General features: G+C 61.9%; 15 protein-coding genes. 11 read left to right on the top strand and 4 right to left on the bottom strand.

Annotated elements, in window-relative coordinates; all coding sequences use genetic code 11:
• Positions 1–38: 38 nt before the first annotated feature.
• The 3 genes from VOI22_RS11630 (at position 39) to VOI22_RS11620 (ending at position 2,504) form a co-directional block, all read left to right on the top strand.
• Positions 39–1,049 (top strand): LLM class flavin-dependent oxidoreductase, encoded by a 1,011-nt coding sequence (locus VOI22_RS11630; protein ID WP_323796648.1) that lies wholly within the window; start codon positions 39–41, stop codon positions 1,047–1,049.
• 62 nt (positions 1,050–1,111) lie between these two features.
• Positions 1,112–1,993: a 2-hydroxy-3-oxopropionate reductase gene (gene glxR, locus VOI22_RS11625; RefSeq protein WP_323796647.1), complete on the top strand. Its 882-nt coding sequence runs from the start codon at positions 1,112–1,114 to the stop codon at positions 1,991–1,993.
• Between the two features lie 16 nt (positions 1,994–2,009).
• Complete coding sequence (locus tag VOI22_RS11620; RefSeq protein ID WP_323796646.1) at positions 2,010–2,504, top strand: CinA family protein; 495 nt, start codon at positions 2,010–2,012, stop codon at positions 2,502–2,504.
• Between the two features lie 167 nt (positions 2,505–2,671).
• Here VOI22_RS11620 and VOI22_RS11615 read toward each other — a convergent pair whose 3' ends face one another.
• Together VOI22_RS11615 and VOI22_RS11610 are read right to left on the bottom strand one after the other, a co-directional pair.
• Complete coding sequence (locus VOI22_RS11615; protein ID WP_323796645.1) at positions 2,672–3,994, bottom strand: ferredoxin reductase family protein; 1,323 nt, start codon at positions 3,992–3,994, stop codon at positions 2,672–2,674.
• Between the two features lie 189 nt (positions 3,995–4,183).
• Positions 4,184–5,080: an HNH endonuclease gene (locus VOI22_RS11610; protein ID WP_323796644.1), complete on the bottom strand. Its 897-nt coding sequence runs from the start codon at positions 5,078–5,080 to the stop codon at positions 4,184–4,186.
• Positions 5,081–5,346: 266 nt separating this feature from the next.
• Here VOI22_RS11610 and VOI22_RS11605 point away from each other — a divergent pair, with 266 nt between their 5' ends.
• The 5 genes from VOI22_RS11605 (at position 5,347) to VOI22_RS11585 (ending at position 8,985) form a co-directional block, all read left to right on the top strand.
• Positions 5,347–6,267, top strand: a complete 921-nt coding sequence (locus tag VOI22_RS11605) for a hypothetical protein (protein WP_323796643.1) — start codon at positions 5,347–5,349, stop codon at positions 6,265–6,267.
• A complete protein-coding gene (locus tag VOI22_RS11600; protein WP_323796642.1) occupies positions 6,257–6,565 on the top strand; it encodes a hypothetical protein in 309 nt (102 codons plus the stop codon). Before VOI22_RS11605 ends, VOI22_RS11600 begins: the two co-directional genes overlap by 11 nt.
• A 275-nt stretch (positions 6,566–6,840) precedes the next feature.
• Positions 6,841–8,151 (top strand): DUF2254 domain-containing protein, encoded by a 1,311-nt coding sequence (locus VOI22_RS11595; RefSeq protein WP_323796641.1) that lies wholly within the window; start codon positions 6,841–6,843, stop codon positions 8,149–8,151.
• 78 nt (positions 8,152–8,229) lie between these two features.
• A complete protein-coding gene (locus VOI22_RS11590) occupies positions 8,230–8,586 on the top strand; it encodes a YigZ family protein (protein ID WP_323796640.1) in 357 nt (118 codons plus the stop codon).
• A gap of 27 nt (positions 8,587–8,613) precedes the next feature.
• The gene (locus VOI22_RS11585) at positions 8,614–8,985 is read left to right on the top strand and encodes a YchJ family protein (protein WP_323796639.1); all 372 of its coding nucleotides are present in this window, start codon (positions 8,614–8,616) and stop codon (positions 8,983–8,985) included.
• Positions 8,986–9,006: 21 nt separating this feature from the next.
• Here VOI22_RS11585 and VOI22_RS11580 read toward each other — a convergent pair whose 3' ends face one another.
• Positions 9,007–10,605 carry a GMC family oxidoreductase gene (locus VOI22_RS11580; RefSeq protein WP_323796638.1) on the bottom strand — a complete coding sequence of 533 codons (1,599 nt, stop codon included), beginning with the start codon at positions 10,603–10,605 and terminating at the stop codon, positions 9,007–9,009.
• A gap of 5 nt (positions 10,606–10,610) precedes the next feature.
• Positions 10,611–11,579: a 3-hydroxyacyl-CoA dehydrogenase family protein gene (locus VOI22_RS11575; protein ID WP_323796637.1), complete on the bottom strand. Its 969-nt coding sequence runs from the start codon at positions 11,577–11,579 to the stop codon at positions 10,611–10,613.
• Between the two features lie 252 nt (positions 11,580–11,831).
• Between VOI22_RS11575 and VOI22_RS11570 the strand changes: the two genes are divergently transcribed.
• The 3 genes from VOI22_RS11570 (at position 11,832) to VOI22_RS11560 (ending at position 15,650) form a co-directional block, all read left to right on the top strand.
• Positions 11,832–13,475 (top strand): sensor domain-containing diguanylate cyclase, encoded by a 1,644-nt coding sequence (locus VOI22_RS11570; protein WP_323796636.1) that lies wholly within the window; start codon positions 11,832–11,834, stop codon positions 13,473–13,475.
• 229 nt (positions 13,476–13,704) lie between these two features.
• Positions 13,705–14,547: a phytanoyl-CoA dioxygenase family protein gene (locus VOI22_RS11565; RefSeq protein ID WP_323796635.1), complete on the top strand. Its 843-nt coding sequence runs from the start codon at positions 13,705–13,707 to the stop codon at positions 14,545–14,547.
• On the top strand, positions 14,544–15,650 hold the full coding sequence (locus VOI22_RS11560) for a glycoside hydrolase family 99-like domain-containing protein (RefSeq protein ID WP_323796634.1): 1,107 nt from the start codon (positions 14,544–14,546) through the stop codon (positions 15,648–15,650). Before VOI22_RS11565 ends, VOI22_RS11560 begins: the two co-directional genes overlap by 4 nt.

Raw genomic sequence — 15,650 nt, 5'->3', positions numbered from 1 at the left:
CCGAGTTTTTCCAAGCTCTCGCCAGAAGGAGCCCGCCCATGCTGCATCTTTCCGTTCTCGACCAGTCCGTTGCCGGCGTCGGCAAGCCGCATGGCCAGACCATCCGCGATACCGTCGCCATGGCCGAGCTGTGCGAGGGCCTCGGCTACAAGCGTTTCTGGGTGTCCGAGCACCATTCTCATCCGACTATCGTCGGCAGCGCGCCTGAAATCCTGCTGGCGGGGATCGCCATGCGCACGAACCGTATCCGCATCGGCTCCGCCGGGGTGATGTTGCCGCATTACGCGCCGCTGAAAGTGGCCGAGCAGTTCCGCGTGCTGGAAGCCTTCGCGCCGGGCCGGATCGATCTCGGCCTCGGCCGCGCGCCGGGCTCGGACGGCCGGACCTCGCTTGCGCTCAATCCTGCGGCGGCGGAACGCCCGGCCCAGTTTCCGAACGATGTGCAGGACCTGATGGCCTGGGTCAGCGGCCAGCCGTTGCCGGAAGGCCACCCGTTCGCCACTGTGCAGGCCAACCCGCAGGGCGAGACATCACCCGAAATCTGGATGCTCGGCAGCTCGCTCTACGGCGCTCAGGTGGCCGCCCATTTCGGCTTGCCCTACAGCTTCGCCTGGTTCTTCACCGAAGGGCAGGGCGGCCCGGAAGCGATCCAGATCTACCGCGACCGCTATCAGCCGAGCGAACGCTTTCCGGAGCCGAACCCCGGCATCTGCGTTTGGGCGCTCGCCGCCGAGACCGAGGAGGAGGCGCAATATCACTTCGCCTCCCGCGCCCGCTGGCAGCTCTACCGCGACCGGGGCCGTTATACGGCGCTGGAAAGCGCCGACACGGCGAATAATGCGGCCTATTCGGAAAGCGAGACGGCCCGGATGGACGAGTTGCGGGGCAAGGCGATGGTCGGCACGCCGGAGAAGGTGGCCGAGCAGATCAACGCGCTGGCGAAGCGGCTCGGGATCGAGGAAATTGCGGTGGTGACCTGGGCGCATGACGAGAGCGTGCGGCGGCGGAGCTACGAGCTGCTTGCTGCGGAATTCGGGATGACGGCGTGAGGCGCGGCACGGCACAGTGACGCGAACGCGCGAACAATAAACTCAAAGGAGGAGACGAACAGATGAGCAAGCTTGGTTTTATCGGCCTCGGCATCATGGGCGTGCCCATGGCGGGACACCTGATCGCGGCCGGTCATGAGGTTTTCCTGAACACCCTCAATCAGGTGCCGCACAGCCTGGTCGATGCTGGCGGCAAAGCCTGCCCGAGCGCGGCCGCGGTCGCCAAGGCGGCCGACATCATCTTCATCATGGTGCCGGACACGCCGCAGGTCGAAGAGGTGCTGTTCGGCGATGATGGCGTTGCCGAGGTGCTTACCGAGGGCAAGACCGTGGTCGACATGAGCTCGATCTCGCCGCTCGCGACCAAGGATTTCGCGACAAAGATCAACGAGCTCGGCTGCGAGTATATCGACGCCCCGGTTTCCGGTGGTGAGGTCGGCGCCAAGGCGGCGTCTCTGACCATCATGTGCGGCGGCTCACCGAAGGCCTTTGCCCGGGTGAAGCCCCTGTTCGAGCTGATGGGCAAGAACATCACGCTGGTCGGCGGCAATGGTGACGGGCAGACCTGCAAGGTGGCCAACCAGATCATCGTCGCGCTGACCATCGAAGCTGTCGGCGAGGCTCTGCTGTTCGCCTCCAAGGCGGGTGCCGACCCGGCCAAGGTGCGCGAGGCCCTGATGGGCGGCTTCGCCTCGTCGAAGATCCTGGAGCTGCATGGCGACCGCATGGTGAAGCGCAATTTCGACCCGGGCTTCCGGATCGAGCTGCACCAGAAGGACCTGAACCTCGCCCTTTCCAACGCCCGCGAAATGGGCCTCAGCCTGCCGAACACGGCAACGGCGCAGGAGCTGTTCAACGCCTGCACGGCGCATGGCGGCAAGGCGTGGGATCATTCGGCCATGGTGAAGGCGCTGGAACTGATGGCGGATCACGAGGTCGCGTAAGGGGAGGGTTTTCAGGATGGTTGCATTGGAGAGGCTCGGGGACGCCGCCGGAAGGTTGCTGAAGGCGCGCGGCGAGACCATCGCCGTCGCCGAGTCCTCCGCCGGTGGACTGATATCCGCGTCCCTTCTGGCGGTACCGGGTGCTTCGGCCTATTTCGTCGCCGGCGGCGTGATCTATACCCACAAGGCGCGCGAGATCTTCACGGATATCGAGCTTGAACAGCACCCGGGCATGCGCTCCTCCTCCGAGCCCTACGCCGCCCTCTTGGCCGAGACCATGCGGCGGCGCATGGACACCACCTGGGGGCTGGCGGAGACCGGTGCCTCCGGCCCGAGGGGCAACCGCTACGGCGATGCTGCCGGGCACACCTGCATCGCGCTCTCGGGGCCGATGACGAAGGTTTTCACGCTGGAGACCGGTGACGGCGACCGGGAAGCCAATATGTGGCGTTTCACCGAGGCGGCGCTGGATGCCTTGGTGTCGGCCCTCGACCAGCCGATGACCACCTGAGGCGCCCAGGACCATTATCTTCCGCCGCGTATTTCCCCGGCCCGTTGTGATTGGCAGCGGGCCGGACCCTACCGCAGCGCGAAGACCAGAATGGCGAGGAGGATCAGGGCGCTGGTCCCCCAGACACCGGCCTGGATTCTGTGTCGCAACTTCATGAGCCCAGCCCCCTAATCATAATAAAACTGCTCGGCGATAATCTGCTGCGCCGGAACCCCGTGCGCCAGCAGGGCGTCTTCGACAGTCTCCAGCATGGCGGGCGGCCCGCACAGGATATAGAGCCAGTCGCAAGCGTCTTCCGAGGCGAAGACCTGCCCGATGGTCTCCCGGTCGATCAGCCCGACCCGCCCGGCCCAGCCCGGCGCGGGCTCCGACAGGACGTGGATGACCTCTGTGTTCGGGCGCCCGGAAAGCGCTTCCAGCTCATCCGCGTAGACGATCTGCTCGGCGGTGCGGTTGCCGTAGAGGAGAATCATCGGGCGCGGGTCGTCTTCGGCCCGGAGCTGCCGGGCGATGGAGAGCAGCGGCGCGATGCCGACCCCGCCGGCGATCAGCGCGATGCCTGTTCCCGTGCGCCCCTTGAGCGTGAGATTGCCATGCGCGTTGCCGAGCCAGGCGACGGTGCCCGGCGCGACGTCTCCGATATGCCGGGTGGAATCCCCGGCTTCCTTGATGACGAACCGGACATTCGGGCGCTCGGCGGGGGCCGAGCTGATCGAGAACGGGTTTTCCTGCAATGAGAACGGGCTGTGCCCCAGCTTGAGCCAGGCGAACTGCCCCGCCTCGAAGGCGAGCGCGTCGCCGCGCCGGGGCCGCAGGGCGAGCTCCCATGTCCTGAGCGCGATCTTCCTGACCGAGGTGACCTCATAAGGCCGGCGCGCCTCCCCGAGCGGCGCGATCACGTAGGTCCAGACCAGCGAGGTAAGGGCGAGGGCGAGCAGCACAAGCCAGAACCCGGCGAGCCATGGATCGGCACTGTACCGCCCCGCCTCAAGCGCGTGATGCGTCACCGCCACCGCGATCACCACCGCACCCACGGCATGCATCGCCCGCCAGACCTCGTAGCGATACGGCAGCTGGTCCCGGAAAATCGACATCAGCACGAAGCACGGCAACGCCACCCAGGCGATCAGCCCGGTGATCAGCGAGCCGGCATCGAGGCCGAGCGTGAACTGCCCCGTCGGGTCCCACGGCAGCGGCGTGCCGAGAAACTCCGCGCTGTAGAGATAGGGATGAACAAGAACGAAAATCAGCGCCGTGCGGGCCACGAGCTGATGAAACCGCATGGTCACGTCCATCCCGATCCGCCCCGAAATCGCCCGGAACCGCCCCGACAGCACGAACTCGACCAGCAAAATGGCAAACGCCGTCATGCCGAGGCCTGAGGCGATTTCATCCAGCAGGGGACGCGGCGGGAGGTTTTGGAGCGCGCTGAGGAGGAGGGGGGTGACCGTGATGAGGAGATAGCCGGTGAAGAGGATTATGGGGTGCATGGAGGGCGCTCTCGGGGGTCGTCATGGAAGCTTGTCGTTAATCTCGAAGACACACTACCGAATTAGCCGACGGTGTTTTGTGTTTGTTTTGATGCTGGGCGCAATGCGGAGATTGGCGGGGGCGAAGCTGTCAGATGCCCAACCAGATTCTTGCGCCCGTTGGTGGGGTTACTAAAGCCGTAGCAACAGTCATTGATCCTGAAATACCCACCGCCGATGATGTGACAGATACTCTTTGTGCTCTGGTTGTAGTCTCGCGAGCGAACTACTTGGTTTAATTCCAGCTGAGATGAAAGCTTCAACAGGAACACTCGGACAAAGTCGAATTTGTCCAGAGTTCTCGAACGTTATTAAGCCCGCATCAAAAGCGGCATCATAATGCGCGACTAACAAAAGCCCATTATTAGGGTCGAGCCGCTCCGCGTTGTTCGAATCAGCCCATGGTTTTATGTGCGAAGCCCTAAGGATTTGCTGAATTGCAGACCCCGTCACAGCGCATTTCCCATGCCACAATACAAGTAGATCTGACCTGAATTTTCCTTGACCACGACGAGATTTAACAAGGGCTTCTCGTTCAGTTTTATCAATGAAAGAGGATCTGGAAATTGCTTTCTCAATAAGCAATTCACCAATATCGGACTCGTTCTTACCTGCGCAGCTCAGCAAAAACCGGCCGGCCTGATCCGGCAACTCGTACAGGTACCCCTGATTGCCGTGATCGTTTCTATTAATTGGGGAGTAAGTCTCTGGAAGATAAGGTTTGAGGCCGCCAACGATGTCGGGAACAGATATGGGAGAGTCGAGATCCTGACATTGCAAATCGACCTTGCGCCCGTCCATGTCCCAGGTCGAATTGTCACCAAACTCTCTTGGTCTTGGCGCGTCATAAGCTCTTGTCTGAGCGATGCTAATCGTTGGGATCTTTTGATTGGAATAAGAGAAGATACTGTCTCCAATCGATACGCTGTTCATCGTTTCCCAATAAAATCGAGTGTTATTGGATTTATCAATCTTCGGCGCCCAAAGGTATTCGCCTGCGCGCTCATGTTTATAGGACTGATTTTGTGCAACCCACCAGAATGCCATTTTCGGTCCCTCAAATGCTGTTCAATTGGTCCAATGGAAGCATAGAATTCTCAAGGCTCATAAAGATTATGGGGTACTGAGCCTGTACCCTCTTATCGGTGGCTCAATTTAGTCGACAATCGGGTCGGTTGCGGACAAAGGCATATTGGGGCCGGTCTGAAATCGCTCTGTCTCGGGGAAATATCTTGACGAAGTGTGGCTTTGTCTCTGCCTTAAACGGAGCGAGTTCAAATGTAATTTTCTAGGATTGATTTGGGAGGTGGAGAATGATTGATTTCGGAACCCTCGTGGATGTTCCGTTGCGCGAGGCCTGGATGCACGAAGCGCATCAGTTCACCCCGTGGCTTGCCGATCACCTCGATCAATTGTCTCGTGAGATTGGCCTTGAACTCGAATTGGAGGGGCGCGAAGTCGCGGTTGAGAGCTTCTCAGCCGATATCTTGGCGCGTAATCTCGGTGACGGCTCGCTCGTCCTCATTGAGAATCAATTGGAGAAGACGGACCACACGCACCTTGGCCAAATTCTAACCTATCTCGCGGGCCTGGAAGCCAGCACGGTTATCTGGATCGCCTCTGAATTTAGGGAGGCGCATCTCTCTGCTGTGAACTGGTTAAACGAGCATACGACCGAAGAGTTCGCGTTCATTGCCGTTAGGGTCAAAGTCGTCCGAATTGGTGACTCTCCATTGGCGCCGGTATTTGATGTTCTGGCACGGCCCAATCAATGGGACCGCAAAGTGAAGTCTATGGCACGTGAGAGCGCCAGCGGGCCAATATCGGAAATCACCAAGTTTCGGGAATCCTATTGGGCTCACCTGATCGACCGCTATCCGGGCGAGGCGCAACTCGGGCACGCCCGGACGAGCAGTCGGTGGCTGAGTTTTCCCGAGTTGGGGCTTATCGTCACCCAGTTCGTCGGACAGGACAAAATCGGGGTGTTCATCCGAGGCCCCAGGGCGGGAGACCGCGAAAGCACAGTCATTACCCTTGAGACCAACAGAGACCAGTTGGACAAGACAATCGGCGTACCGTTCGAGGATGGCGGCAAGACCAACTACTTCTATATGCAAACGCTGTCGATCAACGGCCGCGATCCGAAAAACTGGGATCGGATGGCTGATTGGCATCATGAGATGACTGAGAAGTACCGCGCTGGTCTAGGTGAGCTGAGTATGAATGACGACTGAGTGTGACCATCTAGCGGACAAACTTCACCCCTTCACCACCGACAACGTGCACATCTTGTTGGAGAGCGAGCGGCGGGTCATGTCGAAGCAGGTGAAATCCGCTTTCATCAGCGCGCCCATGGTCGCCATGCGCAGGGCGAGGCCGTATTTGATGCTGTCGTCGATGGCCGCGGCGCCGGCCCAGTCCCTCGTCCAGCATCTGGGTGATTTCCAGCGTTATCGCCGCCTGCAGCCAGTTGGCGGCATGGCCGGGCGTGACGCAGTCGAACAGCACCGGTTTCTTGCCGTCGGGCGGTAAGGCGCTGGCGCTTTCCATCCGGGAGACCGCAGAGAACGCCCGCGCGCCGAACCGCGCCATATGCCGTCGTTCTCTTCACCCAGATCCTTCAGGCACTTCGCCTGCGTGCGGAGATCAAGCGGGTGGTGCGGTGGGCGACATCGCACTAGGATTGAGGCTCAAGCTGCGCGGCCCCGGATGACCCCCTTCACTGCGAAGGAAAGCGGCTTCGCCGTCAGGTCGGCAAGTTTGCGACCTGGCTTGCGACCCAGGCGGCGACAAGGAAAGAGTTGGTCATGGCCGCCTCCTATTCGATAACCCGCGTCATCGCGTTGTGGGACCGGCTGAACTCCAGCTTCTGGTTCGTGCCTACGGTCATGGTCATCGTGGCTGTGGCGCTTTCGTTTCTGTTCATCGAGGTCGATATCCTGCGCGGCGTGGACCTGACGGATGACCCGAGTGCGTTTTATACGTTCGGGCCCGAGGGCGCGCGGTCGATCCTGTCGGTGATCGCAACCTCGATGATCACGGTGGCGAGCCTGATCTTTTCAATCACGATGTTGTCGTTGCAGCTTGCCTCCTCGCAGTTCGGGCCGCGGGTTCTGGACAACTTCATGCGCGATCGCAGCAACCAGATCGTGTTGGGCACATTCATCGCGACCTTTCTGTACTGCTTGTTCGTGCTGCGGTCGGTGCGGGGCATGGAGGGTTCCAGCTTCGTCCCCCATCTGGCGGTCGGGTTCGGTGTTGTTCTGGCCGCGGCCAGTGTCGCTGTTCTGATCTATTTCATTCATCACATCGCAACGTCGATCCGGATCGAAACCCTGTTGGCGAAACTTGCTTACGAAGGTTGTTGCGCTGTTGATCGCCTGTTTGACGAACGACCCCAGCAGGGTGCCGGCCACCAGATGCCTGACGGCTTCGATGCGGACAGCAGGCAGATCGCGGCCGACTTTGGCGGATATGTGCAGAATGTCGGCGTTGACGCGTTGATGCGGATTGCCACGGAGCATGATCTTGTTCTGCGGATCGATGCGCCGCCCGGTCAGTTTGTCACCAAAGGTGTGTGCGTGATCACCGCATATCCGCAGGACCGGGTATCGGACAAGATCGAAGAACAGCTTTGCGGTGCGGTCGTCATCGGGCGGGATCGGACACCCCATCAGGATCTGGAGTTTGCCATCCATCGCATCGTGGAGCTGGCCCAACGATCCCTGTCGCCCGGCTTTAATGACCCGACAACCGCTCTCTACTGCATTGACAGACTGGGAGAAGTCCTTGGTCGCGTAGACGGACGGAGCATCCCTTCGACGATGCAATTGGATCGGCACTGCCAGGTACGTCTCTTAACCGAAACTGTCGTTCTGGAGGATGTGGCCTGCCGGGCCTTCGCAGCGATTGCACGATACGGCATTACCGACGCGGATGTCGTCCGCCAGCTTTCGGAAACCCTTGTCAGGGTGGAAGCGTCTTTTCCGCTTGCCGCGCGTCACGCGCTTGCCGACTTCCGGGAGCAGGTGCTGAGCGCAAGCCGCAGCCAGTCACTTCATGGGTTCGACCGCAAGATTCTCTCCGATGTACAGGACACCGACAGGACGGAGTCCTGACCGAAGCGTCTTTCGAAATACCGGCGTCTCCAACGCAGCCCCCTTGCTGCCGTCACCAGATCGTCCTAAGCCTGCGCGATGCGTATTCTCGAGAACATCATCAGCGACCGTGGCTCCAAATATGCGGTCTCGGGCGGTCCGTGCGCGTCCGAAGAGGAGGCCAAGGCCTTTATCAAGACGCTTTGCGCCAAAAAGAAATTCGCCAAGGCCACGCACAATACGTGGGCCCTGCTGACCGCCGATACGGCGTCGAAAAACGACGATGGCGAGGCGGGCGCGGGAATGGTGATCCTGCGCATGCTGGAGCGGGAAGGGTTGCACGACCATATCATCGTGGTGACGCGATGGTTCGGCGGCAAGCATTTGGGCGGCGACCGCTTCCGGCATGTTCAGAATGCCGTGCGGATCTATCTCGACGACCTGAGTGCCAGTTGATGGGGCGCGCCCTGATGGGAGAGAGCTTTGTTTGAACCATGTGAGTGCGGCAGCGGGAAGAGCTATCTCGGTTGTTGTGGCCGGTTGCATTCAGGGGCGCCGGCGCGGGATGCGGAGGAGCTGATGCGCTCCCGCTATTGCGCGTTCAGCCGGGGAAATGCGGCCTACCTGCAGAAGAGCTGGGCAGCGGAGACGCGGCCATTGATCCTGGATCTGGGCCCCGCCCAGGTCTGGACCGGGCTCGTGATTGACCGCGTTGAGGTGACCGGCCCCGATACCGCGACTGTGCGCTTCACCGCGACGTGGCGCACGGGCACCCGGACGGGCCGGCAGACCGAAACCAGCCGGTTTCGCCGCGAAGGCGAGGGCTGGGTCTATATCGACGGCACGTCGGATTGATTTCGGGGGGCGCCCCGATGGTTATCCCGCCGCAGCCCGGATGAGATCGGCCGCCTTCTCGGCGATCATGATGGTGGGGGCGTTCGTATTGCCGGTAGTCAGATAGGGCATCACCGAAGCGTCGGCGACCCTTAGCCCCTCGATGCCCCGGACCCTGAGCTCCGGGTCGACGACCGCCATCGGATCGATCCCCATCTTGCAGGTGCCGACCGGATGGTAGAGCGTGGTGCCGCGTTCCCGGGCGAATTGCGCGAGCGCGACCTCGTCCGCTGCAGCCGATCCCGGCCAGAGTTCCGCAGAGCTGTGGCGCGCCAGGGACGGCGCCGCGAAGATCCGCCGCACATGCTCCATGCCGGACAGCATCACGCGCAGATCGTCGCGATCCGACAGATAGTTCGGCTTGATGCGGGGCGGCTCCGACGGATCCGGGCTGGCGGCCATCACCGTGCCGCGGCTGGAGGGGCGTGTCGGACAGATAACCGTCGCCATTCCGGGCGCGCGCTCAAGCGCCAGCGGCTTGTCCGGATCGTAGCTGGCCGGCGTGAACAGGAGCTGCAGGTCCGGACTCTCCAGGCCCTCGCGGCTGCGGCAGAACACCATCGCGCTGGTCACGCCGAAGGTCAGCGCTCCGTTGCCGAAAAGCGCAAAGCGGCCAATCTCGCGCAGCACCCGCCAGCCCCGCGACAGCTCGTTCAGCGAGATCGCGTCCCGCACCCGGTGCGTGATGCGCGTGACGTAGTGATCGGACAGGTTGGCGCCCACGCCGGGCAGGTCCTGCACCACCGGCAGTCCGAGGCCCGCGACATGTCCGGCCGGGCCGATCCCCGAGAGCTGCAGGATTTGCGGTGAATTGACGGCGCCGCCGCACAGGATCACCTCGCGGGTGGCGCGGACGCGGACATCCTCGCTGTGGCGGCGAAACACCAGCCCGGTGCACCGGCGACCTTCGAAGGTCAGCTTTTGCACCATGGCCTCCGTCTCGACCCGCAGATTGGGGCGCTTGCGCGCCTCGGCCAGGAAGGTGCGTGCGGTCGACGCGCGCCAGCGCCCGCGCCGCGTCATCTGCGAATAAGCGACCCCGTCCTGCTGCGCGCCGTTGTAATCGGGGTTCAGGGTAAAACCGGCCTCCTGGGCCGCGCGCACGAAGGCGTGGGTCAGTGGCAGAATGGTCCGGTAATCCTCGACGGGCATCGGGCCGCTGCGCCCCCGGATGCCCTCCTCGCCCTTGTCGTAGCGCTCGGACCGGCGAAACAGGGGCAAGACGTCGCTGAAGCTCCACCCCCGGCAGCCGAGCTGCGCCCAGCCGTCGTAGTCGGCCGGGTTGCCGCGCACGTAGAGCATCCCGTTGATCGAGTGCGACCCGCCCATGACGCGTCCGCGCGGCCAGTGAATCGCCCGTCCTGCCGTGCCCTCTTCCGGCTCGCTCGCATAGTTCCAGTTGACGTTCGCGTTATAGAGCAGGCTCTTCACGCCGGCCGGAATGTGGATCAGGGGATTGTGGTCCGCGGGCCCGGCCTCCAGCAGCAGCACCTTTGCCCCGGTCTCGCTCAGGCGGCTCGCCACGACACAGCCGGCGGAGCCTGCACCGACCACGACATAGTCCGTTTCCATCGCATCCATGCGGATCACCCCTTCGGCGACAGCGGCGTCTCTTCCTCCACCGTCTCCACAGCCGCCTTCAGCTTCAGCAGCCCGATATCCCGGTTCCGGAACAGCTCGTCCGGCTTCATGTCGCCATAGTCGAAATAGCCCGACCCGCTCATCACGCCCATCTTGCCGTCGGCGATCAGCTTTTCCAGGGTCTCGCTGTAACCCTTCACTTCCGGCGGTGTGTACATCTTGTTGGAGAGCGAGCGCCGGGTCATGTCGAGGCCGGTGAAGTCCGCTTTCATCAGTGCGCCCATGGTCGCCATGCGCAGGGCGAGGCCGTATTTGATGCTATCGTCGATGGCCTCGGGACTGGCCCAGCCCTCGTCCAGCATCCGGGTGATTTCCAGCGTCATCGCCGCCTGCAGCCGGTTGGCGACATAGCCCGGCGTGAAGCGCTCGAACAGCACCGGCTTCTTGCCGATGGCGCGGTAATGATCCCGCATCGTCGTCAGGTGGGTGGGATCGGTTTCGGGTCCGCCGGCGATATCGACCAGGTCGATGATGTAGGGCGGCGTGTACCAATGGGTGATGATGAAACGGCTCTGTAACCCGGCCGGAACCAGCGGGAAGACGTCGAGATAGGAGGTGTTGCTGGCGATCAGCGCTTTCGCCGGGGCCGCCGCCTCGATCTCGGCATAGACCGTGCGCTTCACATCTCGGTTCTCGACCACCGCCTCGATAATGAAATCCGCGTCCGAAACCGCGTCGGCGAGGGTAGCCACTGGCGTGATCCGGGCGAGGATCGGGGCCACGTCGGCGCGGGCGATGGCGCCGGCTGACACCATTGTTTCCAGCGCGCTGGCGGCGAGGTCGATGCCGATCTTCAGCTGGTTCTCGCTGATATCGGTCATCTTCACCGGATGCCCGGCGATCGCATGCACCAGGGCGAGCCCATGCCCCATCAATCCGGCGCCGATCAGGGCTACCTTGCTTGAGCTATCCATTGCCACGTTTCCCCTCGCGATATTAGTGCTTCGTGTTTTGCCAGGAGGCTAGCAAAGCCGGAGCGCGCCGATTGATGGAATTTCGGCAGGAAGGCAGGCGAGCGGCGCGGAGAGTGGCGGCGGTGCCTTTTCTTGCTGTCCTTGTGAATACCATAGTAGTCTTCGCGAAACGGCTCGTAAAAGCTGGTGCTCCGTTCCCCGTTTGAACGGAGAGCGCGAACAGCGACTATCAGGCAGGGACATACAATCAGGATGACATTCCGTCTGCAAATCGTCTTGCTCGCGGCAATCTTGCTGATCACGGCCATCGGGACGACGACGGTGGTTTTCGTTCGGATTTCCGCCAAGGAGCTGACACACGAAATCGGCCATTCCATGGCGGTGCTTGCGACCGAGATGTCGGACCGGCTCGACCGGGAAATGGCCATACGTCTCTCCGAAGTCCGGATCCTGGCGGGGCTGCCGACGATCAGCGAGATGCGGCGCACGGACTCGATCCAGAACTTGATCGACAGTTTGAAGGATGAGGTCAGCGCCTTCACCTGGGTCGGCATTCTCGACACCAAAGGCACGGTGATCGCGGCCACGGATGGTATCCTTGTCGGCAAGAACATCTCCCAGCGTCCCGTCTACACGGAAGCCAGGAAAGATACTTTCATCGGAGACGTGCACGATGCGGTTTTGCTCGCCGCGCTCCTGCCAAACCCGACCGGCGAGGCGATGAAATTCGTCGATATCAGCCAACCGGTCTTCGACGAAAGCGGGGCGCTGCAGGGGATCTTCGCCGCACATCTGAGCTGGCGCTGGGCGACGGACGTGGCGGACACCCTGCTGACCTTCAATGCCTCGGAACGGATGGTCGAGATATTCGTCGTCGCACGTGACGGGACCATACTGCTTAGTCCCGTTCCCGAGCTTATCGGCCATGCCATGGATCTCGAGTCCGTTGCCGCCGCACGTCGAGGCCTGACCGGCTGGGCGGTGGAGGCCTGGCCCGACGGGCGCGACTACGTTACTGGCTACACGGCGACCGACGGCGAAGGCAGTTACCCCGGCCTGGGGTGGTCGGTGCTGACGCGGGCCCCGGCCAAAGACATCTTGCAGCCGGTGTCGGACGTCATAGCCGCGATGATTGCCGCCGCAGTTCTGATCCTTCTCGCCGCCTGTGTGCTGGCGATGATACTCGCCTCCCGGCTGGTGCGCCCGCTGCAGGCCATGACCGATGCGGTGGAGAGCATGCGGACCGAGCGCGGCCGGTCATTCCCCGACATTCCGGGTCCCCGGGAGGTGCAGACTCTCTGTCGCGCCTTCCAGTCTTTGCTGTCCGCTTTGATCTCCACGGAGCGACAGGCCGAATACCTGCAGGACAGGGCGAATACAGACCCGCTGACGGGTTTGGCGAACCGGGCCGGCCTCGACGCCTTTTTTGCCGAACGTGCCGGCCTGACCTCGCCGTTTGCGGTTCTTGCCATCGATCTGGACGACTTCAAGCCGATCAACGACACCTATGGTCATGATGCGGGTGACGCTGTGCTCCGGCAGATCGCCGAAAGGCTGAAGGGGATGTTCCGGTCGTCCGACATCATCGCCCGGTCCGGTGGCGACGAATTTCTGGCGGTCATCGCGATCCCGGACTCGGAAGATGGCACGACGGCCGAGCGCATCGCCAAGCGTCTGATTGACGCTATTTCGGCGCCGATACAGATCGTGCAGCGGACGGGTGATCCAGTGACTGTCTCTATCGGGGCGTCTGTCGGGCTATCGAGTTATCCGCGCGACGGGACGGACCGTGCGTCCGTTTCGAAGGCGGCCGATAGCGCACTCTATGCAGCGAAGCGCGCCGGCAAGCGGCGGTTTGTTGCCGCCAGTGAGAACCCGGCGGTCGCGGCGGACTAGGCGCGGGTGTCACCACACTCGTGCCCGCCTGTATCCGGCGGATGGCCGGACACTGTTTGGAGGGGCAAAATTTGGCGAAAACAGACTGTTTTTTAATGTACAAAATTCTCACTAATTCCGTAAGTTTCGTAAATGCAGACTATTTTTATGGTAAGGGGGCCGGAGAAAATCCATATTCTCAAGGATTCTGGCTCAGAAGCTGTCATCCGCGCCGGGATCTGCGTTGCAGATGAGCCGTATGAATACTCGTGGGGGGGAGGCCGTGTCAGACGGCGGTATATCTGCTAGGCAGCAGTTTTCGCAGCAACTTTCGACGGATGGCTTTGCCATCGGGCATGGAATCTTGCCGTTGCCCATGCTCGATCAGGCACTTGAATGCTTCGAGCGTGACGTTCGTCAGTCTCGCACTGCCTATCTCCGGCAAAGCACAAAGCGGGAGTACCACCGTTTCGGCAAAGGAGGACTCCTGAACCCGCTGATGAACATACATCTGGAGGAGGACTCGAGTTTTCAGCCCTTCCGCGAAGCCGTCGCAGCGATCATGGCCCACCCATCCATTGCTGGTTTGCTTGATGGTCTTTCGGCCGATCCGTTTCGCGTGGTGCAGTCACTTTGGCTGGATGAGAGCTGCAACGGTCCGCATCAGGATTGCGCCTATACCGACACTGTTCCCAGCGGCCATGTTGTCGGCGTCTGGATCCCCCTGTGGGACTCTGCCGATGACGACAACAATCGTTTATTCGTCGTCCCCGGTTCGCATCGAACTGTGGTGGAGACCGATTCCGAACGCGTTGCTGACAACCGTTACATCGCTGACGTCGCGCATGCCATGAATTCAACCTACCAAGGCCGCAAGATCTGCGTCAGCACGCACCGTGGCGATGTCGTGTTCTTCGACTCTGCCACGATTCACGGGGCGCAAGCGGGCAGATCCGGCCGGCTGCCGCGCATTGCGGCGCATTACGCACCGGAGAGCTGTCTGTACCGGGCCGTGTATCTCGCCTCAGACGTGCCGGTGAGCCAATACGGGACCAGAATCGCCGCAATCAATAGCACCGCATTGCTCCCATGAATTATTTGGCAAGGCTGATCGCCTTCTATCTGCCGCAGTACCATCCGGTTCCGGAGAACGATGCGTGGTGGGGGCGCGGCTTCACCGAATGGACGAATGTCACACGCGCGCAACCGTTGTTTCCGGGACATTACCAGCCGCACCTACCGGCAGATCTCGGTTTTTATGACCTGCGCGTGTCAGAGACTCGTCAAGCGCAGGCAGATCTGGCCCGGGCGTACGGGATCCATGGGTTTTGTTACTACTTCTACTCGTTTCAGGGGCGCCGGTTCCTTGAACGCCCTCTGAACGAGGTGCTGGAGTCAGGCGAGCCTGACTTCCCTTTTTGCATCTGCTGGGCGAACGAAACCCTGACGCGGCGCTGGGACGGGCGGGACAACGAGGTCCTGTTGCAGCAGACTCATACTCCGGCCGCAGATCGCGCGTTCATCGAAGACGCCCTGCCCGTCCTGCGCGACCGCCGCTACATCCGCACCGACGGCGGCCCGATACTGCTTGTCTACAGGGCTGCCCTGTTGTCGGAGCCTCGCGAAACGCTGGCGCACTGGCGCCGGCGCTGCGAAGAAGAGGGGCTTGGCCGTCTGCATATATCGGCGATGGAAACTTTCGGGCTTGGTGACCCATTGGCGCTCGGCTTCGATTCTGCTGTCGAATTCTATCCTCACGGCGCCCGCGGCAAAGACGTGACCGGCTCGGTTCCCGGGGTGCCCGCCGATTTTAGCGGACGCATTGTCGACTATCCGTCGGTCGCAGATCGCGCCGTCGAGCGGGCACTTCCGGACTACCCGCTGTTTCGGGGTCTCATGACGAGCTGGGACAACACCGCGCGTCGAGGGCGCGACGCCAAGATATTTGTCGACAGCACGCCCGAAGCGTACGGCTCCTGGCTGCGCGCCGTCGTTTCTCAAAACGGATTTGCCGAATCCTCAACCGCGCCTCTGGTCTTCGTGAATGCCTGGAACGAGTGGGCCGAGGGGGCGCATCTGGAGCCGGACCAGTGCTACGGTCTTGCCTATCTGGAGGCCACGGCGCATGCGCTCGGGCTTCCCGACAGGGGCGCGGCACAGCGGCCGCATGCAGCAGGTTTGCGCCACGGCAGCTAA

Origin of the sequence: Nisaea sp. (assembly GCF_034670185.1) — a bacterium.
Classification (GTDB): Bacteria; Pseudomonadota; Alphaproteobacteria; order Thalassobaculales; family Thalassobaculaceae; genus Nisaea.
This window is presented reverse-complemented; position numbering and strand designations above follow the sequence as displayed.